Below are 26,782 nucleotides of genomic sequence, written 5' to 3'. Positions count from 1 at the left end.
CATTTTGTACCTTATTTAAAGACAAGGTACCAATTCTGGCTCATCAATTACTGACTTAAATTTCGCTCAAATAAACTTCGAGTAATTTAAACCAATCAATCAATGAAAATTATTTCGATTAATCAATTAGTAAAAATCCACACAAGTTGTTCTTCAATTCTCTTAATGATCTTCTTACTGGTTCGTCACCAGCAAGCTAGGTCGGCTATATTACTCTTAATCTCTTAAAAGTCAACAGGTAATTTCGATATTTTTAAAACTTATCTCTCAAACCAACTTATCATCAAATTCATCACTTAAAGCAATCAACCTAATCACAAGTAACTGTTTTTCAACAAGTTTCTATCTGCATCACCGCCGATGGATGTGCATTATAGATGATTAAGATCCCTTTGCAATACCTTTTTTGATATTAGTGCAACAACAGTTCGCTTTTTAATCAAAAATGATAAAAATAGTCATTTTTTATATAAACATGGTTGTAAAAGCATCAATTTATCTAAAATTTTCTCGTCTTGATTCTTTTCTTGCCATCTAAGTGGACGACAATCAATATATTCACAGTATCCACCCTCTCCTTGCAGACACTGTTCATTCCAGCTTAATTGATATTGAAAGCTTCCGACATATCCCGCCGCCAAACCAAACTTATAGTCACCACGGCTTTGTGCATAAAGCTCAAAAATTATTTTTCCATTTTTCTCACATTGCCAAGAAAACTCCCTTGGCAAGTACATCTCTTTACCATTCGGTGTTTTAACCTTTGGATAAACTCGGTGGATATGTAAATTTACGTCGTCTGTAAAACTTTCAACAGGCTTCCCAAATTCTTGAATATCTAATCTTGAACATAGGATGATATTCCACTGATTTCTTATTTGTAAGAATGTAAGCTGCGTCGTTTCATTTAAGTTTATAATTTGGCATGTATAGAAACATAAAGACAAGAACGGCAAGTGCAAAGCTCGCGCGTGTTTAAATCGCCCCAACCCTTCAATTTGATATTTCTGTCCTTTATAAAAAATTTCACCTTCACATATACATAGTGTTGACCAATAGTCAGAAACACCCCACTGCAAAGCAGAGGCATTAGATATATTTTCTGGAATCTGAATTGTAAGATCACATCCCATTTCTGGATCTAATCGCTGCAGGCGAATCATGGGAATTTGCCATTGAATCATGTCGGTTTTATCAAATTGATATAGCGTCGAATCAAACTGGCATTGGCGTCGAATAGAATATGTTTTTAAATGTCCCACACTATGTTGGCTATTACTTACAAGCACTGTTGCAGTGTCGATAGCTGAAGTTGTAATGCTGTGAGTGTTATAACACAGAGGAATACGTGGCTGTCCCACTAAACTAATATAATTAAAATAACGAAGTGGGGTTGGTAAATTTGGAAGGATCAAGCCTTGATAAACAATTTTAAAAAAGCCACGAGAAGGTTGATAAACAACCCCCTCTTTAACATTAGGGCCCAGCTGCTGTAATTGATTAATTTCACTTATCAACTTAGGCATACTGAACCTCTTCTATTTTATGTTTTTAGTGTTTCATTACTCTTGCGTGCAAATAAAGTCGTAACAAAACCAGATAGAGCATAGATAATTGAAACTGTCAAAATGCCCATTGGAATATTATAAGTGATTGCCGCAAAAATCAGTACTACTGGCAACATAACTACAAAAGGAACGCGTTTACGATCCATCTGCTTGAAAGAATAATATTTAATATTGGAAATCATGAGTAATCCCACAATTACCATAAGAACAGCATTAATAGTTTGAATCGCAATATCACGTAAATCAAAAATGAAAGGATAATCGCGAGCAACCCAGACGAGTGAAATAATGATAATAGCAGCGAGTGGACTTGCAATGCCGATAAAATAACGCTTATCAACAACGCCTATTTGCACATTAAAACGCGCTAGTCGGAAGGCTGCGCAGGCTGTATAAACAAAACAACAAGCTAAACCAATACGGCCTAAATCATGCAAACTCCAGCTATACATCAACATTGCTGGAGCCACACCAAAAGCTAACAAGTCTGAGAGAGAATCATATTGTTCGCCAAAAGCACTTTGTGCACCAATCGCTCGAGCAACTCGACCATCTAAGCCATCCAATAGCGCTGCAATAAAAATAGCATAGATCGCTTGATTAAAATCCCCATTCATACTTGCAATGATGGAATAGAAACCGGACAACAGAGCAGCGGTTGTAATTAAGTTAGGCCAAAGATAAATACCTCGGCGCTTCACTTTTTGTCCTTCCGGATTATCTTCTTCTTCAACCACTTCAAATGTAATCCCATCAAATGAATGTTCATTATGAGTTAAATCTTGCTCTGGTTTAGGCGCATTTGTCATTATTTTCTATTCCAAACATGTGCATTGATTTAAGTTAACTGTTACTCACCTACCAACCAGCGAACAGCAGCATGACCACCAGTTTCTTGCATACGAAGATGTGGGAATAACCACTGTAGTGCTTGGTCTGCTTGTTCAGAAAACTGCCAAGGTGGGTTAATCACTAATAAACCACAACCATTTAGACCTACAGGAGTGTCATCTGGCCACACACAAATTTCACAAACTAGCTGACGGCGAATACCCGTTTTAAACATTTTCTTTTCAAAACGTTCAATCATCGCTCGGTCTTTGATTGGATACCAAACTGCAAAAACGCCCGTTGGCCATTTTTTATAAGCTTGTTGTAAAAGCTCAACTAATTGCGGAAAGTCTTTACGTTCTAATTCGTAAGGAGGGTCGATCATAACCAGACCGCGCTTTTCTTTTGGCGGAATTACGCCAAGCAAGCCTTCATATGCATCGCGCTCATGTAAACCTGCACGTTTATCACGAATGTTATGACGTAATTGCTGAAATACATCGCGCTGCATTTCGAATATAGTCGCTTTGTCGATTTCACGCATGCCTTGCAAAGCAAACCAAGGAGAACCTGGATAACTCCCCTTACCTTCTTCAGAACGCAATTGTTCGACTAACTTCAAATATTGCTGGATTGCTTCAGGTGCCTGACGCTTTTCCATATCAGATAGTTGAACTAGACGATGAATGCCTGTGAGAAACTCTCCAGACTTTTGTGCAGGTGCCAGAGATAAATCATATTTGCCTGCCCCTCCATGCGTATCGATATAACGATAAGGTTTATCTTTAGCATTTAAACGGTTGAGCAGCTGTAGCAAAAGCACATGCTTCATAACATCTGCAAAGTTGCCCGCATGGAAATGGTGACGGTAATTCATGTTGACTTTAATTCCTCAATTCAACAAATAGTTTAACATGAAAAAAATATTCTTTCGTAAGGTTGTGATCATCTAAAATAGAGCTGCTTGATATTTTTACGATCTACTCGAGGTTATATGCACTCTCATTCACTTCCTGATTCATGGAATTTGGATCAAATTTTAGATGATTTAAATGCACATGGCTTTGCCATTATAAATCAAGCATATCCAGATCAATATCGCGCACAGGTTTCTCAAGAATGTAGCCGTCATATGGATGAGTTTAGAGAAGCAGGCATTCAAAACGGCGTTGTAAGTAATATTCGTAGTGACCATATTCTCTGGATTAATGATCAACTCCCTATTGCTCAGCAACATATTGAAACCTTAACTTTATTCTCACAAAGTCTAAATCAAGCATTCTATTTAGGGATTAAAGAAGTTGAAGCTCATTTTGCTCGTTATAATTTGGGTGAATTTTATGCTTTACATCGAGACAATCCTCAACAAAAAAATGATCGTATTATCTCAACTGTCTATTATTTACATCCAGAATGGCAAGAAGATTGGGGAGGACAATTGCGACTACAAGATAAAAATGAGAAATGGCATATTGTTAATCCCGAACCCAATCGACTGGTAATATTTCAAAGCGATTTATTACATGAAGTATTAATTTCAAAACAACAAAGACTCTCTATTACGGCTTGGCTTCGTAGTGGAAATTCTATTTGGGTTTAAAGGTTACTCTTTAAATTTGGTAAATGAACCCGATATAAGAGCTATTGATTAAAAAAGGTGATGGCGTATGTCTATTGAAAGTAAAACAATTGTGAGCCGAATTGGTGAAACAGACCAACTTTATTTGACTGAAAATACGCCTGAGCTTGCTTTAGAGCGTGCTGAGTTACGCATGCAACTTGTAGTATTAAGTCGTGTTCGCCAAGAACAGCTACATTTTCTACAAGAAGCTATTGTTTTGCTTGAACAAGCTCGGATGGAATATGAAGAAATGCCATTGAGCTTATATCTTAATTTGTCTCTACACTTAGCCAAAGCGTATATGCTTTATTTTGAACTAAATAAAGAAAAACGTTTTGCGTTGATTACTCAACAAATTTTGAAGCCATTAGCACATCATGAACATGCTGATATCTATTTCTTCTTAGCATATGCGTCAGCAGCACGACAAGAGTCAGCATTGACACGACATTGGTTAACTAAATATTTATCAACGTCTACATGTGATCTTGAATTGCTTCATGGCCAACCTGTATTTGACCTTGTACGTCATGAGCCATGGTATAGAGATAAATTAAAAGTAAAGACACATTAAACTCTTAATGCAATAAAGCCTGTTTTACGTATTACTTGTAAAACAGGCTTTATTTTTTTGAAATTATTTTTTCACACTGTCTTCATGCAGTTGTTCATTAAGCTCATCAATAACCACAATCCACTCATCATCTTTTTCCCAATGACTTTTCAAAAAATCGCTTTGGCCTTTTGACCAAAAAGACGCTTCATGTAATTTTTGCTCGGCTGGCAATTGATGTGTTTTGATAAAGTTTTCAATACTTGCTTCATCAGAATCTAAACCCAACTGATCAAATAAAAGCTCTAAAGTCGGTTGCTGTTCAAACATTGTTATTCTCCTATAACTTCTTTTAAATCATCTATTAACTAATCTAACAATAAAACGTTTTTACTTGCATGATAGTGTCTATATTTTCTTGTTGCTTTTTGTGTTTGCTTTTTCAGGATTCAATAAAAAAGCACTCTAAAGAGTGCTTTTTTTAACTCATCAAGCTGATGAATTATTTTACCATGTCAGCAATTGCTGCACGTTCTTCTTCAAGCTCGTTTAGAGTGAAGTTGATACGCTCACGGCTGAATTCATCGATTTCTAAACCTTGAACGATTTTGTATTCACCGTTTTCAGTTGTAACAGGGAAACCGAACATAACGCCTTCAGGAATACCATAAGAACCATCAGATGGAATACCCATAGTTACCCATTTGCCGTTTGTACCAAGCGCCCAGTCACGCATATGGTCAATTGCAGCGTTAGCAGCAGAAGCAGCAGAAGACAAACCACGCGCTTCGATGATCGCAGCACCACGTTTACCAACAGTTGGAAGGAATACGTCTTTGTTCCAAGCTGGATCGTTGATTTTGTCTTTTAAGCTTTCGCCATTTGCAGTTGCAAAACGGTAGTCAGCATACATTGTTGGAGAGTGGTTGCCCCAAACTGTTAAGTTTTCGATGTCAGCAACTGCAACACCAGCTTTTTGAGCAACTTGAGTCAACGCACGGTTGTGGTCAAGACGCAACATAGCTGTGAAGTTTTTCGCTGGAAGATCTGGAGCAGATTTCATTGCGATGTAAGCGTTAGTGTTTGCAGGGTTACCTACAACTAATACTTTAACGTTACGGCTAGCAACTTCGTTTAATGCTTGACCTTGGCCGATGAAAATTTCACCGTTAACTTTTAACAAGTCAGCACGCTCCATACCAGGACCACGTGGACGAGAACCTACCAATAAAGCGTAGTCAGCATCTTTAAATGCAACTTTCGGATCATCAGTCCCGATCATGCCAGCCAATAAAGGGAAAGCACAGTCATCAAGTTCCATCATTACGCCTTTAAGCGCTTGTTGTGCTTTTTCAACTGGAACTTCAAGCAATTGTAAAATAACAGGTTGATCTTTACCTAACATTTCACCGCTTGCGATACGGAATAATAAGCTGTAACCAATTTGACCTGCAGCGCCAGTCACGGCAACACGAACGGGTTGCTTCATGTAATTGTCTCCAATGAGTGTCCTTAATCGGGCTAAATAGGAATTCCATCTAACCAAATCATCATAAACGGCAAAGATTGTACTCTAAAGATTTGGCAGATGCATGTAAAAGCGACTCGTTTTCACCAAAAGTCTGATAGAAAATACAAATTAATCTTTACAAATAGATTCAATGTATGGTCAGCATTTCCTTACGAAATGTTCGTAAATTTTAATAACTACCTTTAATCATGATTTCACCAGGGCAATTCGATACCACATGATTTGCACACTGTTTATATTGGCCCTTTACCGTGTAACAAACTTTCACTTCCGTTAAGACCACATCCGAACGCGATAATTGACAACTAAAACGGATACCATTTTGAGGTAAGCTCGGATTAAGACGTACAAACTGCTGTCTTAAAGCGGATTGCTGCATTTCAACATTTGTTGAACTTGTGAGACTAGCCGGAATTTTTAAACGTTCAGCAAAATTAATAACCGTACGGAAATATTGGCTTGCATTCATAGGAACGCATCCGCCTACACTTTTCCATAGCTGTACACGAGCATTATTATCAGGCATAACCCGAGCTACGACTTTGGCTTGCAATGGAGACAAGGTTGCAGAACTGTCTGTTGAGCAATTACTTTGGTTTGTTTCTGGCATGAGGCCTGTAATTGTCAGTGAATATCCTTCAAGACATTTACGTTGTTTTTGTTTAGAGGGATCTAATGCACATGCGGCAGGTGTCATTTGCACATGCATAACATACCCCTGTAAATTAACAGGTTCGGCATGTAAAACGGAACTCATCAACCCTACTCCCGCACAGATGAGCCACCATGCAAGTTGCAAAATTGAACGAAGTTCCAAATATCTATATTTCATTTAATTAAAACTTGAATATGCCAATTAAAAGAAGATCCATCATCAACCACCTTAAAGTTAAGGCGACGTACGCATTGGAATGACTTTCATACGCTGCGATAACGACTGGGCGCCTTGCCCCAATATTACGCCGTAATGTGTTGCATTCGTCATAACGTGCTTGACGTAGTCTCTGGTTTCTAACAATGGAATTGTCTCAGTATATTGGTCAGCCGAAATTGATTGATAGTCCGGCTGCCAACGTCTAGCCCGATTAGGCCCCGCATTATAACCTGCTGTCGCCAAAACAGGGTTATTGCTTAATTGTCCCTGAATCATCGACAAATAAAATGTTCCATATCGAATATTGGTATTCATTTCATTTAATGCAGCCGGATTATAAGTTTCACCCATTTGACGTGCAATCAACTTCGCCGTATCAGGCATAATTTGCATAAGACCGCCCGCCCCAACGTGAGAACGCGCAGAAGTAACAAACCGACTTTCTTGACGCATTAAACCATAAGCCCATGCAGGATCAATTCCTGCATTGTAACTATGACTTACGACATTAGTCTTATGAGGAGTCACATAGCGATAAGTATCATTATGCTTATTTGTTGTACGATCTGCTGCATAAATTGCACGGTCATACCAGCCCATGTCATGAGCACGCTTTGCCGCAGCTAAAAGTAAACCATCATCGTGCTGAAGATATGCTTGACGAACTGCCCAGTTCCACTCTCGATTCGTATAAGTTGGATTTGCATTAATACGTCTTAAAGTAAAAGCACGATTAAAGTGAATGTTCTGATCTAAACGTCTTAAATCACTTGCTGTCGGCTGATCATCATAAGGTTGGTGGTTATAACGCTCACCTAAGCGATCTTTTGCTAAAAGGTTATGATAGTCATCACCCGCCTGAGCCAGTTTTCTATAAATTTGTTGTGCTGTTGCTTTAGAAGCACTATCACCACGCTGCTCTGACGCACGAGCAAGCCAATATTGCCAACGGTCTTCTTGTTTTTGGGTTACCGTCATACTATCAATAGCGCGAATTAAACTTTCCCACGCCCCAAAACGAATCGCCTGACGCGCATAAATTTCGGCTTCTTCTGGACTTAATGGATAACCATAACTTGCATCAAAATATTGAAGAACTTCACGATTAAAATTATTTTTCATTACCGTGGTGCCACCAATATAGGCTACCGTACGATATAAATATTTTTGTACATTTTGTGGCGTACCTTGGGCAACACGCTGCACATTTGAAAAAGCATTACTTAAGTCATTATTAGCTAAACGCCCTAACGCGAAAATCAAATAAGCATAATCTGCATCATTTGTTTTAGGCGCACTCCATAAATAATTGAGTGGGTTGGCCTGAATTTGGTTAAGCTGGGCCAAAGAAAGATTCAAGCCCAAAGTTTGTGCTGTCGCGAGCGCCTGTCCCGACAAACCTGCACGCAATTGTACCCATAGACGCTGTTGTTTATCTTGTGCGCTCATTAAAGGGCTAGATAACATCATGCGCCCTAAACCTAAGCAAGATTCTGGTTGTGACTCAGTTGCTAACCAAACATCTTTATATTCAGCAAAAACTAATGCATCACCACTTCTCGCCCGCACTTGTGCTAAAGCACAATTTTCGGCTTGGTCAGGGTTGGTGACATAAGATAAGACGGGTTGTGCAGATGCAAAGTCAGCTTGTTTAACTTTTTCTTCAACATAATCGGCTGCTAATTTTTCAGCCATTGCTGATTGTGGATAGCGTTGAGCAAAGCTTACGATAGAGGCAGTAGGTTGAAAACCAAGGTTTGTATTAAGTTTCCAATATTCTGGATAGTATCCCAACACATCATTTTGCATAGCAAGCTGATATTGGTCTAATAACGCTGTATTACCACTATTTGCAGCATTTAGTGCATCATTAAACTGCTCTTCGGCAGCATAGGTAAATGAACAACCAAGTAAACACATAGCTCCTAACCAGCTACAATGCATATATTTATTTTTCATTACACGACTATGGATTGATGAGCTCTTTCTACTTGGTCTCATATATATGCTAAACCCTGACTATTCACCTTCAACGCATAGTTTAATTATTCTTCGTGCTTTCTTTTGTTGTGTTATGTAACTCTATGATTCAACATCATTAAAATTCACCTAATTTACTTCACAAAAACTGTGTCATGTTCTGAAAGTTTACTGTTATCGGTTCAGCTCAAATACTGCTATAATAGATGGTTTGACCCATTTTGGGCCAATTTATTCTTTTTTAGATCGATCTGTTAGGAGCCTGCATGACGGTTCAAACCTTCATTCCCAATGGTGCCAAAGCTGCCTCAGAAAACACTGTTACCCAGCCAACGCACACCACTGATGTTTCAATAAAAAAACTTTATATTGAAACTCAAGGGTGTCAAATGAATGAGTATGACAGTCACCGTATGGCAGACCTTTTAGGGGATTCTCACGGTTACGTTTTGACGACCAACCCTAATGAAGCAGACATTCTGCTCATGAATACGTGTTCTATTCGCGAAAAAGCGCAAGAAAAAGTATTTAGTGAATTAGGTCGCTGGCGCAAACTAAAAGACAAAAACCCTGATCTTGTGATTGGTGTGGGTGGGTGTGTTGCGTCTCAAGAAGGTGACAACATTCAAAAACGTGCGCCTTATGTAGACATGATTTTTGGCCCACAAACATTACACCGTTTACCGCAGATGCTTGATCAACATAATGCTCAAGTAGAAAAACCTAAAAAAGATAAAATCAAACTGGTTGATATTTCTTTCCCAGATATTGAAAAATTCGACTTCTTGCCCGAACCACGTGTAGAAGGCTTTAAAGCATTCGTTTCTATTATGGAAGGCTGCTCTAAATACTGTTCTTTCTGTGTAGTTCCTTACACACGAGGTGAAGAAGTTTCTCGTCCATTAGATGATGTACTTGCAGAAATTGCAGGTCTTGCGGAAAAAGGTGTGCGTGAAATTTCACTTCTGGGCCAGAATGTAAATGGATATCGCGGAGAAACCTTTGAAGGTGGCATCTGTACCTTCCCTGAATTGTTACGACTCGTTGCAGAAATTCCGGGTATCGGCCGTTTACGTTATACAACATCGCATCCGCTTGAGTTCTCTGACGAGCTAATTCAGTGTTATGAAGATTTGCCTCAAATGGTGTCACATTTACACTTGCCTGTTCAAAGTGGATCTAATGATGTTTTACAGGCAATGAAACGAAATCATACGATTGATGTTTATATCGACAAGATTGCCAAATTAAGAAAAATACGCCCTGATATGCACTTATCGAGTGACTTTATTATTGGTTTCCCTGGTGAAACTGATGAAAACTTTGCCGAAACACTTCAATTTATCAAAGACTTAGACTTTGATCACTCATATAGTTTTGTCTATTCAAAACGTCCGGGTACACCTGCATCAGACTTAACTGATACTACGCCTGAGCACGTTAAGAAAGAGCGTTTAGCTCAAGTTCAGAAAGTGATTAAACAGTCTAGCATTGAAAAAACTGATGCAATGCTTGGCAAAATTGAACGTGTTCTTATTGAAAAAGTTTCGGACCAAGACCCTAATATTTTACTAGGTACAGCCGATAATACACGTCTAGTCACTTTTGTAGGTGATGCTTCTTGGGTAGGTCGTTTTGCAGAGATCGAGATTACTGAAATTAAAACTTTAAATTTAGTTTACGGTGAGCTCTTGAATCTTGAGCCTGACGTGGCGTAATGTAGAGGTATTCTAAAGTCTACTGAAAGGTTTTCTCTTGACTGCAGCGATTCGACGTACCGTAACATTTCCTGAAATTTCAATGGAACGTTTAAAGAGCATCTTGGGTGCCTATAATGGGCACCTTAAGCAAATTGAACAACGTTTAGATGTCAAAATTACTCATCGTGGAGATGTTTTTCATATCGATGGTGAGATAGATGCTGTTGGGAGAGCCGAAGCATTATTGCAACGACTCTACGAAGAGTCTGAGGTATCCCAGCAAATCAGTGCTGATCTGTTGCATCTGTTAATTCAATCTTCTCAAACCGAACGTAATTTCGAGTTAGTTGGAGAAGAAATGGATGAGCATGATGCACCAATGGATGTCTATTTCCAAACTCGAAAAGGTCGTATTAACCCACGTGGCGCCAATCAAAAACGCTACGTACAGCGTATTTTGCAAAGCGATATTTCTTTTGGTGTTGGCCCTGCGGGTACAGGTAAAACCTATTTGGCAGTTGCCGCCGCAGTAGATATGCTCGAACGAAATGAAATCCAACGGATTTTACTTGTACGTCCTGCTGTAGAAGCTGGAGAAAAGCTAGGTTTCTTACCGGGTGATTTAACTCAGAAAATCGACCCATACCTACGCCCTCTTTACGATGCTCTTTACGAAATGCTTGGCTTTGAAAAAGTTGCCAAGTTAATCGAGCGTCAAGTGATTGAAGTTGCACCTCTTGCATATATGCGTGGTCGCACACTTAACCATTCATTTGTAATTTTGGATGAAGCTCAAAACACAACGCCTGAACAAATGAAAATGTTCTTGACCCGTTTAGGTTTTGGTTCTCGTGCAGTGATTACAGGTGATATTACCCAAGTAGATTTACCTCGAGGCCAACAATCTGGTTTGGCACATGCACTACGTGTACTCGAGAACATTAAAGAAATTCATATTACCCGTTTCCATTCCCGTGACGTTGTACGTCATCAACTTGTTCAAAAAATTGTTGAAGCGTATGAAGGTTGGGATGGTGAACAACAGCGTCTTAATGCTGAAGCACGTGCTGAACGTAAAGCACGTCAAGAAGCATTAGTTGCTGAAAACGATACAGCAGCAGACTTGCAACATCAGGATGCTTAAGGATTCATTTTGAAAATCAGTTTAAGTTTACAACAAGACTTTCAATCACCTGAGTTAGAGCTCAAACGAGCTCAACTCAAAAAAATTATTGAGACCACTTTACGCCACGTTGGTTATAAAGAAGATTGTGAAATTGGAGTTGCTTGCGTTGATCTGGATGAAAGCCAGCAACTCAATTTGCAATACCGAGAAAAAGATAAACCAACTAATGTTTTATCTTTCCCAAGTGATATTCCCGAAGAAGTTCTACCAATGCTAGATGCCTTACCATTAGGTGATTTAGTTATTTGCATTCCAGTGGTATTACAAGAGGCTTTGGAACAAAAGAAAACTGCACAAAATCATTTTGCACATCTGTTAGTACATGGTGTTTTACATTTACTTGGTTATGACCATGAAACCAGTGATGAAGATGCAGAAGAGATGGAAGGCTTAGAAATTGAAATTTTAGCAAAACTCAATATTGCTAACCCTTATCAGGAATAATCTGATCATTAGTAAAATGTGGATATCCTAAAAGTTATCCACATTTTTTTAATTAGTGAACCTCAAATTCAGCTTCAGCTGGGTCAAAACGCCAAGTACGTACAATACGCAACTCCGAAATATCTTTCATATTGGCATCAAAATGCCCAAATGGTGCGCCGCGGCGTACTGAAGACTTCGCTGCTTCATCTAGAACTGGATGACCTGAGCTTTCAAGCAAGCGAATTGCACGAATTCCCCCTTGAGCATTCAAAATTACCATTAAACGCACTTCACCTCTTAGCTGTTGCTGTTTGGCTTCTTCAGGGTAATAGCGGTTGCCATAAAGCTCTACTTTTTCACGGAACTTATCCAAATAAGCAGCCGAAGCATCTTTCTTTGCTTGAATACCATCTACTGTTTTAATTTTTTGCTGACGGCTGAAATCTTGTTGGCGTTGCAAATATTGTGCTTCAAGGCTTGCAACCATCGCAGCTTTTGCTTGAAATTGACTTTGTAATTGTTCTAGTTCTTTTTTTCTTTGGCTTGCATCCGCTTGTTTCTGCCAACTCAAAACCGTCATTAAAACTTTTTCTTCAAATTTAAGTTCTCTTTGCTGCTGAATCTTTTGCAAACTTTCTAACTCAGTATCTCCAGTTGAAGCATCATTGAGCATCGGATTTGGAGTATCACTAGAAGTCCGATGAGCTTCACGAAATGCGCCCGAGCCTTGCTGATCTGCTTGCGCTAAAAAATCTGCCTGAACAACTGGCTCATTGCTTGGCCGAATTGAAATCGCAATTTCTTTAGTAGATTGCTCTGAGGGGCTAGGCATGGCAAAGTGAATGAGCAATACAAAAATATGCAGTAAGATTGCCAATATTGTTGCAGCAATAAAGACTCGGTCTTGCCACCAATAATGAAAAGGCTCTATGGATAAACTTCTTTTGTTCAACATAATCTTAAAAGCATATAAATGCCTTTTCCCCACGGTTTAATACCGAATAAAATACAAACTGATATTCAAATATGGATAAAAGCGTGATTCACTTCAAATATAGGGTTTTATCCATTTTCATTTTGTCAAAATGTATCAAGTAAATTTGCTACACTGCAATATCAAAACCCGTTTTTTATCATAATAAAGATTGTGTGGGCTCTTTAGTAAATTATCTTCTGGAAGTTCTTTTATGCAAACGCTATTTTCCTCATTAGTCAGACGCCTTCAAAAAGTCTATAAAAAAGCAGAAGCATTCATTGAGGAAGAAAGAGATTTTACATTATCGCAAACCTTTCTGAATGCTACTTTGCAACGTTACGTGACCAATAATGTTGAATTTTTAGATGACCTACATGCTGATCTTTATCATGACTGGTTAAGATTATATGCAACCATGCACGTAAAAGGTTTAGAAACCACATTATCGGTTGATTTAAAACTGATCCAGATGGAATTTAATAAAGAACAACAACTTTTAGTTTTTGAACAAATTAGCAATACACAAATTATCGAGGCGAAATATAAAAACTTTTGGCAAAAAATCGCCGTAAAAGCAGCATTTTTTTACTACCATAAAATTTTGAAAAAAGATCCATTAGGGATGATTCTTGAACGTTTTAATGTAGCAGAAGAACGCGACGAACTTATATTCCTTGATCTCAATCGTTGGTTTGGTAAAAAAGCCAGCATCATCGAGACTTTAGGCAAAGTACATGTAAATTATGCAAGAGTTCGTGAAGCTGAGTTAGTCGTGTTTGGAAATGTGAATTTAGCAGCCTTACTTTCTCGTGATCAGGATGACGATTTTGAAGATGAATTAGAAGATTCAGAAATAACGCCAATCCAGCAAAAAGATGAATAAATCGTTATAAATGAAAATTTATTGGCTGCCAAAAAACACAAATAGATTACACATTTAGCATAAATCCTGATTTTTTCTCCATGATCAACAGGCATAATATGTTTAAGTTACAGATGCATCAGCACTGACTTTTTAGTCTGTACAAGGATACTTACTTATGGCAACAAAATTTCTGAAATCATTTGGCATCGCAACAGGTATTTCAACAACTTTGCTTTTTGCAGGCTTCTCAAGTCATGCTCTTGCCATGAGCCCATTTCAGGCAAATTATCAGTTTACTTATAATAACAAGGGTATGGGTACGGCTACACGTGCCTTAAGCCAGCAAGGTAATAACTGGACTTATAATTTCACTGCAAAAGCAGGTGGAATTGCTTCTGCAAGTGAAACAAGTAAATTTAGTTTCACTAATGGCAAAATCGGGTCTCAAAGTTTTAGCCGCACCAGCAAAATTTTGATTCATAACAACACCATGAGTATTAACTTCAATCCCAATAGCAAAATCATTTCTACAAAGAAAGATGATAAAGCCCGTTCATTCGCTTGGCAGGCAGGTGTTCTTGATGAGCTAAATGCAGAGTTACAGCTTCGTGAAGACTTAAAAAATGGTTCTCTTAAAGCATCTTACCCACTTGCAGATGCAAAAGAAGTTGAAAATCGTCGATTTGTAAAACAAGGTAATGAGAAAATTAAAACCTATTATGGAACATTCGATACCATTAAAGTCGTTTTACAACACAAAAAGCCTGAACGCAGCACAATCTTTTGGCTAGCACCAAAATTAGACTATTTACCTGTTAAAGTAAGCCATATTGATGGTAAAACTTCTTATGGGTTGTTATTAACAAGTTATACAGGTAAGACGAATTAAAGCTTGCATTTTTTTGGATGCTTTTTAAAATACGCATTTGCTTTAAAAAGCATCCGTCTAGAGGATTCTCCCGTGCACGCACTAGAACAGAAAATCTTAACAGAAGGTATCGTTCTATCTGATCAAGTCTTGAAAGTCGACGCTTTCTTAAACCACCAAATTGATCCTGTATTAATGCAGCAGATTGGTAAAGAATTTGCCGCTCGATTTAAAGATGCAGGGATTACCAAGATTATTACCATTGAAGCATCAGGTATTGCACCTGCAATCATGGCAGGTTTAGAACTTGGTGTACCTGTAATTTTTGCTCGCAAATATCAATCATTGACGTTAAAAGATGATTTATATCGTTCAAAAGTATTTTCTTTTACTAAACAAACTGAAAGTACTATTGCGATTTCAAATAAGCACCTTCATTCAACTGATAAAGCATTAGTTATTGATGACTTCTTGGCGAATGGTCAAGCAGCATTAGGATTGATTGATTTAATTCACCAAGCAAATGCAGAAGTTGTTGGTGTAGGTATTGTGATTGAAAAATCATTCCAACCGGGTCGTGATTTATTGCTAGAAAAAGGCTATAGAGTTGAATCATTAGCACGTGTTCATTCTCTTACAGATGGCAAAGTTACTTTTGTAAAAGAATAAGATGTACATCTAAAAAAGAGCGGATATCCGCTCTTTTTTATTTGCTCAAAATTAATCTAAAAGCTTTTTGGCAACCTCTCCTAAACGTTTGCCTTGAGCTTCACACAAAATCTTTTCATCCTGACTTAAGTTTTGGTCATGACGCGGTCCACTTACATGGCTAGCACCATAAGGTGTTCCACCTGTTTTAGTGTTAGATAATGCTGGAATTGCATTAGGTAATCCCAAAATCATCATCCCATGATGAAATAACGGCGGTAGCATAGTGAGTAAAGTACTTTCTTGCCCACCATGCATTGAACCAGAAGAAGTAAAAACACAAGCAGGTTTATTATGTAATGCCCCGTTGAGCCAAAGACTCGTCGTTTGATCCCAAAAATATTTCATTTCACTTGCCATATTGCCAAAGCGGGTTGGAGAACCTAACGCTAAACCTGAACAATTCGCTAGATCATCTAACGTACAGTAGATATCCCCTTCTTCCGGAATGCTTGGCTCGGCTATTGTGACAGCTGGAGCAATATTTGGTACTGTCCGAATTTTCACTGACATACCCGCAGACTCAACACCGTTGGCAATTAAATGAGCCATTTCTTTAGTAGAACCATATTTGCTGTAATAGAGTACAAGAATGTAAGGTTGCATCGGTTTCATAAATTTTGTTAAAAAGAACACTATACGGGATTTTTTATTTTTTTGGCGCAACCAATTTTATGAAATTCTAGAGGTGATTGATGAGGTAGCACAAAAGATAATGCGAGCAAATTTCTCGGACTCATTGAGTAAAAAGTTTATCTACTTTTGGTAAACCCTTGCTCAGACAACAGAAAGCCTACTTTTTTGAAAAAAATTTATGGCTACAATTCTTTCTATAGCACCTAGTAAACTTACAGAACGACTTTAATTCTATAAGTTATTATTTTGCTTTAATCTACGATTTGAGTTCTTAAGCTCATACTTTGATAAGCTATCAATCGCCCAACATGATGATTAAAAAAATCGGGATAGACGACGCATGTTACAACGTTTTTTAAGTAAGCTTCCTTTTTATAATAAAACCTGGTTTCAGTTCGTTTTATATGTATTTAAGCGTTTTGAAGCTGATCGGTGCCGTGAACAAGCTGGCTCTCTCACCTATACAACGCTATTCGCAGTTGTGCCGATGTTAACAGTTTTTCTAGTAATTATTTCTTCAATCAAAGCGTTAGAACCCGCAAGACAACAGCTGCAACATTTAATCTATAGTAACTTTTTACCAAAGAGCACGATCGCATTTGATAAAGCGCTAAATGCTTTTACAGAAAAATCTAGCAACTTAACCGTTATTGGTGTGCTTTTTTTATTCGTTACTACTGTCTTAATGCTGACCTCAATTGAAACCGTCTTTAACCGTATTTGGCGTGTAAAAGAAACTCGTAGTGGCATTATGGGCTTTATGCGCTATTGGACAATCATCTCTTTAGGTCCGATTATTTTAGGCAGTGCATTTGTTATTTCATCAACAGTTGCATCGATGAACTTATTAAGCAATAACTTCACAGGTTATCAACTTGATGGGGCATTTCTACTCTGGCTAATTTCTTTTGTACTTACTATTTTGGGTTTCTTCATTTTATATTGGACCATTCCCAATCGCACAGTCCCAGTTTATGCAGCAGGAATAGCGGCTTGTTTAAGTGCTGTACTGTTTGAAATACTCAAAAATTTCTTTAGCTTTGTGATGTCAAATTTCACTAGTTATGAAATTATTTATGGTGCATTTGCAGCAGTGCCAATTTTCCTTCTATGGATCTTCCTGTCATGGAACATTATTTTACTTGGTGTAGAAGTAAGTTTTGCTCTAACTGCTTTTCACTCGGGTAAAGAGCAGAAACGTCATCCTGTTTTAATGCTATTAGATATTCTCGAGCTGTTTTATAAAAAACAGAAACTCGGTGAAAGTGTAAGTGACAAAGAAGCTTTAGAAATTTTAGGTCGCGGAGAAATTGGCCGCTGGCCAGCTTATGTACTTTTACTTGAAGAGCAAAATTTGGTTAAACGTACCGATAAAGATGAATATGTGCTTGCGCGCAATTTATCCCAAGTTGACTTCTGGAGCTTTTTCACTGCTCTTCCATACCCTTTACCATTACGTGAAGATGTTTTGAATGTACATGATGACGATGAATGGATGGAAAAAATAGGACCCGCCTTGGTCGAATCTAATGATTATTTAGCAGCAAAACTTTCTATTCCGCTCTCAACAATTTTTGAAGAGAAATAAGAAAGTAGAACTCTTCAATAGTATAGACACTCTTTCCTACCCAATAAAAAACCCTATTATTACAAAAATAATAGGGTTAAAAATTGGCAATTTTAGGAGTGGGTTATGCTTTTACAAAAGTTTCCCATGCAAAATCTTGCGTTGCACCTTTTAATGTCATTTTCAACTGATCACCTGCATGTAATGGTCCAACCCCAGCAGGTGAACCTGTCATAATCACATCACCTGGCTCTAGTGAAAAAACCTGATTAATATCAGTTAAAAGTTCACCAATAGTAAACATTAACAGTGCAGTATTACCATCTTGACGCAATTCATCATTAATATGGAAAGTGAATTTGGTCTCTTGCCAATTTGTAATTTCTTTTGTATCAACCCAATCTGCCAAAACACAAGCACCATCAAAAGCTTTAGCTCGCTCCCATGGGTGGCCTTTACTTTTCAGATCATTCTGTAAATCACGCATTGTTAAATCAAGACCTAAAGTTACTGCTCCAATCGCTTTTAAAGCTTTTTCAGGATCTGTTTCACCTTTCAAAGGTTGATCAATACGTAACACTAACTCACATTCAAAATGGCAACTGCCCCACGCTGGATTCCAAGAAATACCGTCATTTAAACCAATCAAACTACTCGGTGGTTTAATAAATAATATAGGGCTGTCAGGCATAGCATTATTTAATTCTTTGACATGATCGGCGTAACTTCTGCCCACGCAAACGATTTTTGAAGGACGTGTATTCATGAGGCTTCCTTTGTTGTTGCGGCTAATAATTCCAATAATTTATTTCTTAAATGTATTTTCAAATATGGTTTGATCTGAAACCTGTGCAAATGCACGCTTTGGTACAATAATTACAGTTTTATTCTTTAGCTCAAGCATGTAAGTCAGTTTGCCTTTAGCAAAAGTTTGTACATCTGCATATTGCATCACTTGCTTACGACCATTGGCATAAAGCTCAAAGTAATCTTGATATAAGTCGATTCCCTGCTCACTCTTTCCAAACTGGTAACGAACAAATTGACGCTTAAATAACATAGGTAAAAGCCAGTAACGCATCAGGCCTTGCATCACCAGAAAAAAAACGCCTAACCCGACATAATATCGTCCAACACCAGAGAGACCTAAATAAAATCCCCAAATAATAATTGCGATACTAATTGCAGGTGTAAGAAAACGGGTAAATTGCTTTTTCCCAAATGTCACTAATGAAAATCCATCTTGTGACTCTTCTAAACTCAAATAATAACGTAAAGATAAAGCTGTTTTTTGCTCAGTCATTGCACTGCATCAATACTCAATAAATCGAAACTATTAGAGCATATTCATTTCAGCTTTAAAATGAATCAAAGGCTATTTTTTATTTTGTTTAAAAGTAGAGCTTATGATGAGATTCGAAAATCAACTACGTTGCATATATAGAACGTAGATTCATATTTTTTGAGCTTATTTCAGTTTTTAAAATTTCTACAATAAGAGCATCACCTTCTTAGTGGAATGTCTCATGTCTTTCTTTGCAAAATTATTTGGCTTAAATCAAAAAGCAACAGTCTCAAAAGATGTGGTTACTCACGCCACTCAAGAGTCCCCTCTTTTCAATCAGCCAAGCTTTTTAGAATTAATTAAAAAACGTCGTTCTATTTATTCGATCGGGAAAAACTTACACCATACTCCTTCGGAAATTGAAAGGTTAATTCAAGAAGCAGTCAAACATAGCCCTTCAGCATTTAACTCTCAGTCATCTCGCATTGTTATTTTATTTAATGAGTCTCATCAAAATTTCTGGAATATTGTTTTAGATGTATTAAAAACGATTGTTCCTGCCGAAGCACTGGCTGGAACTGAACAAAAAATTCAAAGTTTTGCAGCGGGTGCTGGTACAGTTTTATTTTTTGAAGACCAAGATGTGATTAAAGGTCTACAAGAGCAATTTGAATTGTATGCTGATAATTTCCCAGTCTGGTCTGAACACTCAACAGCAATTGCACAATTTGCAGTATGGAATGTATTGGCTGAACAAGGTATTGGAGCTTCTTTACAACATTACAACCCAATTATCGATGAGAAAATTAATGCTGCTTTTGATATTCCTGCTCAATGGAAACTAAGAGCCCAATTAGTATTTGGTTCAATTGAAGGCGAAGCAGGTGAAAAAGCTTTTATTGAAGATAAAAGCCGTTTTAAAACATTTGGCTAATTTTTTTTCAACTTCAAATCATTTAAGAGCTGGTTGCCATGAGCACTAGCTTTTAAATCGAACTAATAAAAAACAGGTACAAAAAAACCGCTATATATAGCGGTTAATTCTTCAAGTGGTGCGCTCAGAGAGATTCGAACTCCCGACCCCTTAGTTCGTAGCCAAGTGCTCTATCCAGCTGAGCTATGAGCGCGTACTTGATGTTGCGCATTATACGCATTTTTTAAGGCTTAGGAAGCCTTTTTTCATTTTTCTGTCATCAAACGTCTAGTTCTTAGCCATCACTCTAGTTTACATAGCTTTGTAGCTAAAGTTATTGAAACTTTGCTCACCAAAGATGTATCTGAAATATTTTTTTTCAAATAAGTTTTATAGAATTTTTGAAGCTTTTTGCCATCTATCTAGAAGATAAAGGCTACTGTTTTAGTCAACATTATATAAATAATATATTTCTGGTTGAACCTAACCATTATAAGACTGTTTGAAATTTGACTAAGATAATGCTTCAAATAAGTGAAAATATGATTAAAAAAATAATTAGTTAAAATTATATAATATAAAAATTATTATTATTTTTATGTCTAAATTAAATAAATTATTATTTCTTTAAATATTATTTAATAACAAAAAATGTGACTAAAAATACACATTGACAGCTTTTGAGATCTAACCAATACTAAATCGCAATTATTGAGATACACATCTCATTAATTATAAAGCGCAATAAATAATACTTACTTAAAAATACAAAATTATATAGGAAATAGACCAACATGTTCTTACTAACAAACCTCGTATCTTCGATATCAAAAATTACTCAAGATTTGGGTAATATTGTATCGGTAAACACAAACGTAAACACAGGTTCCGCTGTTAATGTAAACGTTTCTGATATAAACATTTCTGATGTAAATATCTCTACATCAGGTTTACTCTCTAATGTAATTTCAACGGTAACCAACACCCTGACAACAACCACAACAGGCTTAATTTCTGATGTGGTTGGCACTGTAACCGGTACTGTCGGTTCTACAAATCCATTAGAAACAGTAACCAATGTTGTGGGTGGTGTAACTGGCGGTATTGATCTTGGAACCTCTCCAATTGCTCCAGTTATTGACGTTGTTCAAGGTGGTATCGACATTCTTCAGGGTGTTGAAAGCCTAAAAACTGAAATCATCAATACAGGTATCGACACTGTTGCTGATACTATCATTGGTGTCCTTCCTCAAACTGAACACCCTGTTTCTGAAATTGCTGATCTTGGCACTTTAACTTTCGAAACTTCTCGTGACACAGTAAATGGCACGCTTGAAGTCATTTCTGATCTAGTGGGAGGAGACATTCAAGGCGCAACTGAGTCTGCTACTGGTGTCGTTGAAACATTAATCACTAATGGTACAACTGCTACAGGTATTGTTACTGACGTTGTCGGAAGCATTACAGACGTCGTTGGTGGTGTAACTGGTGGCGTTGATGGCAACCCGCTTGAAGTAATTACTGACATCATCGGTGGCGTAACTGGTGGCGTTGACGGTAACCCACTTGAAGTAATTACTGACATTATCGGTGGTGTAACTGGTGGTGTTGACGGTAATCCGCTTGAAGTAATTACTGATATTATCGGCGGCGTAACTGGCGGTATCGGTGATGGCACATCTCCAATCGCTCCAGTCATTGATGTCGTTCAAGGCGGCATTGATATTCTACAAGGTGTAGAGAGCCTAAAAACTGAGATCATCAATACTGGTATCGACACTGTTGCTGATACTATTATAGGTATTCTTCCACAAACTGAATATCCTGTTTCAGACCTAGCAGATCTTGGCACTTTAACTTTCGAAACTTCTCGTGACACAGTAAACGGTGCACTTGAAGTTGTTTCTGATTTAGTCGGTGGCGATATTCAAGGTGCTACTGAATCTGCTACCGGTATTCTCGATACACTGATTACAAATGGGTCAACTGCTACTGGAATTATTAATAACATTATCGGCGGTGCAACAAGTGGTGATAGCCCACTTGGCGTGGTAACCGACATTATTGGTGGTGTAACTGGCGGCGTTGATGGCAACCCACTTGAAGTAATTACTGACATTATCGGTGGCGTAACTGGTGGTGTTGACGGTAACCCACTTGAAGTAATTACTGACATTATTGGCGGTGTAACTGGTGGTATCGGTGATGGAACTTCTCCAATCTCCCCAGTGATTGATGTTGTTCAAGGTGGTATTGATATTCTTCAGGGCGTAGAAAGCTTAAAAACTGAAATTATCAACACTGGCATTGATACAGTTGCAGATACAATTATCAGCATTCTTCCACAAGCAGAACATCCAGTTTCTGAACTTGCAGACCTCGGCACATTAACTTTCGAAACTTCTCGTGACACAGTAAATGGCACGCTTGAAGTCATTTCTGATCTAGTGGGTGGAGACATTCAAGGTGCTACTGAATCTGCTACCGGTATTCTCGATACGCTAATTACAAATGGCACAACTGCTACTGGCTTAGTAACAGAAATCATTGGTGGATTGACAGGAACTATTGGTGGGGTTACTGGTGGAGATAGCTCACTAGGCTTAGTCACTGATTTACTTGGCGGTTTAACTGGTAGCGTAGATGGTGATAGTCCTCTTGGCTTAGTGACCGACCTTCTAGGCGGCTTAACTGGTGGCGTTACTGGTGGTACAGACAACCCTATCGGCATCGTAACAGATATCGTGGGTAGCTTAACGGGCGGTGTGACTAGTGAAGGCGGATTAGATGTTATTTCTAATTTACTAGGTGGATTAACTGGTGGTAGCTTACTTGGTGGTGTAACTTCGACAGTATCAAGCGTAACTAATACAACGCATACTATCGTACCTACATCATTACTTACCGATAACTTCTTAGAAAACTCTTTCAATACTGTTTAATATAAGTCATTAAAATAAAGCCACTTATTACAAGTGGCTTTATTTATTAATATATCTTTAAATATTAATTCATTTCTTCCCATCTATAATATTTCTTATGCGCTAGCTCTAACATTGCATAATCATTAGGTGTATCACCATAAGCATAAATTGTAGAATACTGAGTTAAATCATATTTGTTTTTTATTCTATTTACTTTTTCTAAATAACCACAATCACCATTAATAAAATCACCTGTCAAAATACCATCACGTATTTCAAGTTGATTACATATAACGTCTAAATCTAAAGATTGACACCAGCTTTCTAAATAAACGCCTAATGATGCAGATACAACAACAATCTGATCACCTTGTTGTTTATGCCAGAGAATACGTTCCAAAGCATTTTGACGCACACAGGTAGGAAGGATATTTTTAGCAAACTCTTGTCCCATATATTTTAGGGAAGCCGCATCATAGCCCACGTATCCCACCTGACAGAGTTTAGTTCGAATAGTTTTATCGGTTACCCATCCAAGCTTATAACCCGCTATATAAGGTGCAAGTCGAATACCACCTAGTATTTGAGTTTTTTTATTTAAAGAAAATTTAAGGAATAGACTGAATGTATCGTTATGAGTGATCGTGCTATCAAAGTCAAATAAAGCTAAGTTCATTTATGATTATCTCTAATATAATTAAAAAGTTATAAATTTAGATTTTTTTAAAGTACTAAAAAACAGGCACAAAAAAACCGCTATAAAAGCGGTTAATTCTTCAAGTTGGTGCGCTCAGAGAGATTCGAACTCCCGACCCCTTAGTTCGTAGCCAAGTGCTCTATCCAGCTGAGCTATGAGCGCGTAACTTGTGTGCCTTTCAGCGATTCGTTCTATTTTACTTGGTGCGCTCAGAGAGATTCGAACTCCCGACCCCTTAGTTCGTAGCCAAGTGCTCTATCCAGCTGAGCTATGAGCGCATTAAGTAAATGGCGGTGAGAGAGGGATTCGAACCCTCGATACCAGTAATAGGTATGCTTCCTTAGCAGGGAAGTGATTTCAGCCACTCATCCACCTCACCGGAACGAGCCGCCATAATACAAACTAAAACCCTATTGTTCAAGTCATCATAGTGAAATTTTCTTATTTTTTAGTTCAATGAATTATTTTTTAAGCAATTTTCTCATTATTTTCGTCTTTTTCGATCAAACGCTTGTTAAGATAGATATTATTTCTTCATCAAAATACTGTAGTGCATAACACATTATTGCAAACCTAAACGTGCAGTTCGGGTCTGCATGACTTATGCTAAACTTATCTGCCAAGCGTGAAACCAAACGACATGACAAAAAACTGGGCTGACCCCGAAGCGAAAGCTGAAGCTGAACGTTATGACAATCCTATTCCAAGCCGTACTCTTATTTTAGATACATTGGAACAATTGCAGACACCGCAATCTCATGCAGAACTTGTCGATCATTTTAATATTCATGACCAAAAAAGTATTGAAGCACTCAGTCATCGCTTAAGTGCTATGGTTCGTGATGGTCAAATCATGAAAGACGGGTTTAAATTTCAGTTGGTGGCAGATCAACCGACCTATGAAGCAACTGTTTATATCAATAGTAAAGGTTTAGGCACAGCGCATATTGATGGTCAAAGTGACCTTTTACTTCCTGAACGTGAATTACGTTTAGTCTTTAACGGTGACCGAGTTAGAGTGCGACAGACTTCAGTTGATCGTAAAGGCAAACCTTGGGGATTTATCACAGAAGTTTTACAACATCGTGTTAAACAATTAATTGGTAAATTGTCGGTTCACGATGGCGAATATTTTATTCAGCCCAACAATCCAAATCAGCACCAACCTATTCCTTTAGAAAAAGAACTGGTAACGCATGCTGAAGCAAATGTTGGCGATATGCTACGTGTCGCAATAGATAGTTATCCGACTCGTGAAGAATTTGCGACGGCGCATATTATTCAGTCTATGGCCGACAAAGCTGATACAGAAATTATTATTCCGCAGACTATTCTTGAGTTTGGCTTACCTTACGAATTCCCAGATGAAGTTATAAAAGAAGCTGAAAGCTTTAAAGAACCATCTGCTCAAGACCGTGAAGGCCGCATTGATTTACGAGATTTAGCATTAGTTACGATCGATGGTGAAGATGCTCGAGATTTTGATGATGCGGTTTATGCAGAAAAACGTCCAGGTGGCGGTTATCGTGTAGTTGTCGCAATTGCTGATGTTAGCCATTATGTACGCTTAGACTCAGCCCTCAATGAAGAAGCTGAGGAACGTGGTACTTCGGTATACTTCCCGCATTTCGTATTACCGATGCTACCAGAGGCATTGTCAAATGGCTTATGCTCTCTAAACCCTCATGTAGACCGTTTATGTATGGTCTGTGACTTGAAACTCTCTCGTACAGGTCGTGTAACTGGTTACGATTTTTATCCATCAGTGATGCATTCAAAAGCGCGTTTGACCTATACACAGGTGGCACAATATTTTGACGGCGCAACAGATGCGATTCCAAAAGATCGTGATGTTCATAAATCGTTAAATACGCTTTTCCAGCTTTATCAGATTTTGAAAAATTTACGTGCTGATCGTCATGCAATGGAATTTGAAACCATTGAAACTTACATGACTTTTGATGAGCTAGGCGGGATTAAAGAAATTTTGCCACGTACACGTAATGAAGCACATAAACTTATTGAAGAGTGCATGTTACTTGCTAACGTTGCTGCGGCTGAATATGCATTAGAACATGATGTTCCAATGCTGTATCGCGTGCATGAAGCTCCAGAGTTCTCACGTATTCAGAAAGTAAAAGACTTTGTTAAATTACTGGGTCTACCCTTCCCTGACCAACCAACTCAAGCAGACTATCAAAGAGTAATTGAAGCAACTAAAGATCGTATTGATGCTCCTAGTATTCATGCCGTCTTATTACGCTCAATGATGCAAGCTTATTATGGCGCAAAAAATGCAGGGCACTATGGTTTGGCTTATGAAGCTTATACGCATTTCACTTCGCCAATTCGTCGTTACCCAGACCTATTATTACACCGTGCCATTAAAGCTCACTTGAAACAAAAGCCTTATCCACTCTCTGGTGCTGCACTAGATGATGCAGGTGAACATTTCTCTCAAACAGAGCGCCGTGCTGATGAAGCTTCTCGTAGCGTAACGACGTGGTTGAAATGTCACTACATGCAGCAGCATCTAGGTGATGAGTTTATAGGTATTGTGAGTGCGGTAACCGAATTCGGTTTATTCGTGACACTGAAAGATTTATATGTCGATGGCATGATTCATATTAGCCAACTCGGCGATGACTTCTTTATTTATGACCAAGCGAGTCAAAATCTAGTAGGTCAAAATCGTGGTCAAGTCTTTGGATTAGGTGATGAAGTTAAAATTCAGGTTGCTGGTGTTAATCTGGAAGAACGTAAAATTGACTTTCAGCTCATTAAGCAAATTACCCATGCGGGTCGAGTAGTTCGTAGCCGTGCACCGCGTACGACTAAAACAACTGCTCAGGCTAACGAAGAGGTCTTTAGCAAACCAACCGTTAGCAGTGATGGTGAAAGACCAGTTCATAAAAAGAAAGAAAAAAGTAAGCCAAGTTCTTACACCAAAAAATCTGGTAAAAAAACCTCAGCAAAAGCGGAGACTAAATCAGAAAAGGTGAAGAAAAAATCTAAGCCTAAAAAGAAAAAGTCGAATGCAAAATCAAAAGCAGAATAGTGAGTAAATAATTAT

Annotated in this window: 24 protein-coding genes, 4 tRNA genes and 1 pseudogene; 12 read left to right on the top strand and 17 right to left on the bottom strand. The window is 38.0% G+C overall.

Annotation, left to right across the window (positions count from 1 at the left end; genetic code table 11):
• Positions 1–439: 439 nt before the first annotated feature.
• From JGE69_RS12220 to JGE69_RS12210, 3 genes and pseudogenes are all read right to left on the bottom strand, one after another.
• Positions 440–1,526 (bottom strand): annotated as a pseudogene (locus JGE69_RS12220) (DUF6670 family protein).
• A gap of 17 nt (positions 1,527–1,543) precedes the next feature.
• Positions 1,544–2,377 carry a CDP-diacylglycerol--serine O-phosphatidyltransferase gene (gene pssA, locus JGE69_RS12215; protein WP_002119541.1) on the bottom strand — a complete coding sequence of 278 codons (834 nt, stop codon included), beginning with the start codon at positions 2,375–2,377 and terminating at the stop codon, positions 1,544–1,546.
• Between the two features lie 41 nt (positions 2,378–2,418).
• Entirely contained in the window at positions 2,419–3,276 is an 858-nt protein-coding gene (locus JGE69_RS12210) for a 23S rRNA (adenine(2030)-N(6))-methyltransferase RlmJ (RefSeq protein WP_016143005.1), read from the bottom strand.
• Positions 3,277–3,393: 117 nt separating this feature from the next.
• On the opposite strand from JGE69_RS12210, the gene JGE69_RS12205 reads away from it, so the two are divergent.
• Positions 3,394–3,999: a 2OG-Fe(II) oxygenase gene (locus JGE69_RS12205; RefSeq protein ID WP_199113587.1), complete on the top strand. Its 606-nt coding sequence runs from the start codon at positions 3,394–3,396 to the stop codon at positions 3,997–3,999.
• 67 nt (positions 4,000–4,066) lie between these two features.
• Positions 4,067–4,594, top strand: a complete 528-nt coding sequence (locus JGE69_RS12200) for a hypothetical protein (protein ID WP_075384077.1) — start codon at positions 4,067–4,069, stop codon at positions 4,592–4,594.
• Between the two features lie 63 nt (positions 4,595–4,657).
• Here the strand turns inward: JGE69_RS12200 and JGE69_RS12195 are convergent, their stop codons facing one another.
• The 4 genes from JGE69_RS12195 to JGE69_RS12180 all read right to left on the bottom strand — a co-directional run bounded on the left by JGE69_RS12195 (position 4,658) and on the right by JGE69_RS12180 (position 8,937).
• Positions 4,658–4,903: a DUF2789 family protein gene (locus JGE69_RS12195; protein WP_002119522.1), complete on the bottom strand. Its 246-nt coding sequence runs from the start codon at positions 4,901–4,903 to the stop codon at positions 4,658–4,660.
• A gap of 172 nt (positions 4,904–5,075) precedes the next feature.
• Positions 5,076–6,062, bottom strand: coding sequence for a malate dehydrogenase (locus JGE69_RS12190; protein WP_002119517.1), 987 nt, complete (start codon positions 6,060–6,062; stop codon positions 5,076–5,078).
• A 211-nt stretch (positions 6,063–6,273) separates the two neighbouring features.
• Positions 6,274–6,936 (bottom strand): ribonuclease T2 family protein, encoded by a 663-nt coding sequence (locus tag JGE69_RS12185; RefSeq protein ID WP_005804634.1) that lies wholly within the window; start codon positions 6,934–6,936, stop codon positions 6,274–6,276.
• Positions 6,937–6,993: 57 nt separating this feature from the next.
• Positions 6,994–8,937 (bottom strand): lytic transglycosylase domain-containing protein, encoded by a 1,944-nt coding sequence (locus tag JGE69_RS12180; RefSeq protein WP_199113585.1) that lies wholly within the window; start codon positions 8,935–8,937, stop codon positions 6,994–6,996.
• A 287-nt stretch (positions 8,938–9,224) separates the two neighbouring features.
• Between JGE69_RS12180 and miaB the strand changes: the two genes are divergently transcribed.
• The 3 genes from miaB to ybeY are packed head-to-tail and all read left to right on the top strand — an operon-like array spanning position 9,225 to position 12,288.
• Positions 9,225–10,676 carry a tRNA (N6-isopentenyl adenosine(37)-C2)-methylthiotransferase MiaB gene (miaB, locus tag JGE69_RS12175; RefSeq protein WP_199113583.1) on the top strand — a complete coding sequence of 484 codons (1,452 nt, stop codon included), beginning with the start codon at positions 9,225–9,227 and terminating at the stop codon, positions 10,674–10,676.
• Positions 10,677–10,713: 37 nt separating this feature from the next.
• Positions 10,714–11,802, top strand: a complete 1,089-nt coding sequence (locus JGE69_RS12170; protein ID WP_002119513.1) for a PhoH family protein — start codon at positions 10,714–10,716, stop codon at positions 11,800–11,802.
• A 9-nt stretch (positions 11,803–11,811) separates the two neighbouring features.
• Positions 11,812–12,288 (top strand): rRNA maturation RNase YbeY, encoded by a 477-nt coding sequence (ybeY, locus tag JGE69_RS12165; RefSeq protein WP_002119528.1) that lies wholly within the window; start codon positions 11,812–11,814, stop codon positions 12,286–12,288.
• A 52-nt stretch (positions 12,289–12,340) separates the two neighbouring features.
• On the opposite strand, the gene JGE69_RS12160 is transcribed toward ybeY, so the two are convergent.
• Positions 12,341–13,225, bottom strand: a complete 885-nt coding sequence (locus tag JGE69_RS12160; RefSeq protein WP_199113581.1) for an energy transducer TonB — start codon at positions 13,223–13,225, stop codon at positions 12,341–12,343.
• Positions 13,226–13,457: 232 nt separating this feature from the next.
• Here JGE69_RS12160 and JGE69_RS12155 point away from each other — a divergent pair, with 232 nt between their 5' ends.
• The 3 genes from JGE69_RS12155 (at position 13,458) to JGE69_RS12145 (ending at position 15,648) form a co-directional block, all read left to right on the top strand.
• The gene (locus JGE69_RS12155; RefSeq protein ID WP_199113579.1) at positions 13,458–14,129 is read left to right on the top strand and encodes a hypothetical protein; all 672 of its coding nucleotides are present in this window, start codon (positions 13,458–13,460) and stop codon (positions 14,127–14,129) included.
• A gap of 157 nt (positions 14,130–14,286) precedes the next feature.
• Positions 14,287–15,000 carry a DUF3108 domain-containing protein gene (locus JGE69_RS12150; RefSeq protein ID WP_199113578.1) on the top strand — a complete coding sequence of 238 codons (714 nt, stop codon included), beginning with the start codon at positions 14,287–14,289 and terminating at the stop codon, positions 14,998–15,000.
• A 72-nt stretch (positions 15,001–15,072) separates the two neighbouring features.
• A complete protein-coding gene (locus JGE69_RS12145; RefSeq protein ID WP_002119547.1) occupies positions 15,073–15,648 on the top strand; it encodes a xanthine phosphoribosyltransferase in 576 nt (191 codons plus the stop codon).
• Positions 15,649–15,699: 51 nt separating this feature from the next.
• On the opposite strand, the gene wrbA is transcribed toward JGE69_RS12145, so the two are convergent.
• The gene (gene wrbA / locus JGE69_RS12140) at positions 15,700–16,302 is read right to left on the bottom strand and encodes an NAD(P)H:quinone oxidoreductase (protein WP_199113577.1); all 603 of its coding nucleotides are present in this window, start codon (positions 16,300–16,302) and stop codon (positions 15,700–15,702) included.
• 361 nt (positions 16,303–16,663) lie between these two features.
• Here wrbA and JGE69_RS12135 point away from each other — a divergent pair, with 361 nt between their 5' ends.
• On the top strand, positions 16,664–17,911 hold the full coding sequence (locus JGE69_RS12135) for a YihY family inner membrane protein (protein WP_002119535.1): 1,248 nt from the start codon (positions 16,664–16,666) through the stop codon (positions 17,909–17,911).
• 103 nt (positions 17,912–18,014) lie between these two features.
• On the opposite strand, the gene JGE69_RS12130 is transcribed toward JGE69_RS12135, so the two are convergent.
• A complete protein-coding gene (locus JGE69_RS12130) occupies positions 18,015–18,656 on the bottom strand; it encodes a fumarylacetoacetate hydrolase family protein (protein ID WP_005078301.1) in 642 nt (213 codons plus the stop codon).
• Positions 18,657–18,695: 39 nt separating this feature from the next.
• A complete protein-coding gene (locus JGE69_RS12125) occupies positions 18,696–19,193 on the bottom strand; it encodes a YcxB family protein (RefSeq protein ID WP_069121969.1) in 498 nt (165 codons plus the stop codon).
• Between the two features lie 223 nt (positions 19,194–19,416).
• Between JGE69_RS12125 and JGE69_RS12120 the strand changes: the two genes are divergently transcribed.
• Positions 19,417–20,109, top strand: a complete 693-nt coding sequence (locus JGE69_RS12120; RefSeq protein WP_069121970.1) for a nitroreductase family protein — start codon at positions 19,417–19,419, stop codon at positions 20,107–20,109.
• Positions 20,110–20,225: 116 nt separating this feature from the next.
• Here JGE69_RS12120 and JGE69_RS12115 read toward each other — a convergent pair.
• Both JGE69_RS12115 and JGE69_RS12110 read right to left on the bottom strand, forming a co-directional pair.
• A tRNA-Arg gene (locus JGE69_RS12115) sits at positions 20,226–20,302 on the bottom strand.
• Between the two features lie 88 nt (positions 20,303–20,390).
• Complete coding sequence (locus tag JGE69_RS12110) at positions 20,391–20,510, bottom strand: hypothetical protein (RefSeq protein WP_227504977.1); 120 nt, start codon at positions 20,508–20,510, stop codon at positions 20,391–20,393.
• A gap of 372 nt (positions 20,511–20,882) precedes the next feature.
• Here JGE69_RS12110 and JGE69_RS12105 point away from each other — a divergent pair, with 372 nt between their 5' ends.
• Entirely contained in the window at positions 20,883–23,030 is a 2,148-nt protein-coding gene (locus JGE69_RS12105; RefSeq protein ID WP_199113576.1) for a beta strand repeat-containing protein, read from the top strand.
• A 64-nt stretch (positions 23,031–23,094) separates the two neighbouring features.
• On the opposite strand, the gene JGE69_RS12100 is transcribed toward JGE69_RS12105, so the two are convergent.
• From JGE69_RS12100 to JGE69_RS12085, 4 genes are all read right to left on the bottom strand, one after another.
• The gene (locus JGE69_RS12100) at positions 23,095–23,688 is read right to left on the bottom strand and encodes an HAD-IB family hydrolase (protein ID WP_199113575.1); all 594 of its coding nucleotides are present in this window, start codon (positions 23,686–23,688) and stop codon (positions 23,095–23,097) included.
• A gap of 106 nt (positions 23,689–23,794) precedes the next feature.
• A tRNA-Arg gene (locus JGE69_RS12095) sits at positions 23,795–23,871 on the bottom strand.
• A 39-nt stretch (positions 23,872–23,910) separates the two neighbouring features.
• Positions 23,911–23,987, bottom strand: a tRNA-Arg gene (locus JGE69_RS12090).
• A gap of 10 nt (positions 23,988–23,997) precedes the next feature.
• Positions 23,998–24,088, bottom strand: a tRNA-Ser gene (locus JGE69_RS12085).
• A gap of 261 nt (positions 24,089–24,349) precedes the next feature.
• Between JGE69_RS12085 and rnr the strand changes: the two genes are divergently transcribed.
• A complete protein-coding gene (rnr, locus tag JGE69_RS12080) occupies positions 24,350–26,767 on the top strand; it encodes a ribonuclease R (RefSeq protein ID WP_199113574.1) in 2,418 nt (805 codons plus the stop codon).
• Positions 26,768–26,782 lie beyond the last annotated feature (15 nt).

The organism is Acinetobacter sp. C13 (genome assembly GCF_016809775.1).
GTDB classification, from domain to species: Bacteria; Pseudomonadota; Gammaproteobacteria; order Pseudomonadales; family Moraxellaceae; genus Acinetobacter; species Acinetobacter pittii.
Note: the sequence above shows the minus strand (reverse complement) of the source record. Positions and strands in the feature narration are given on the sequence as shown.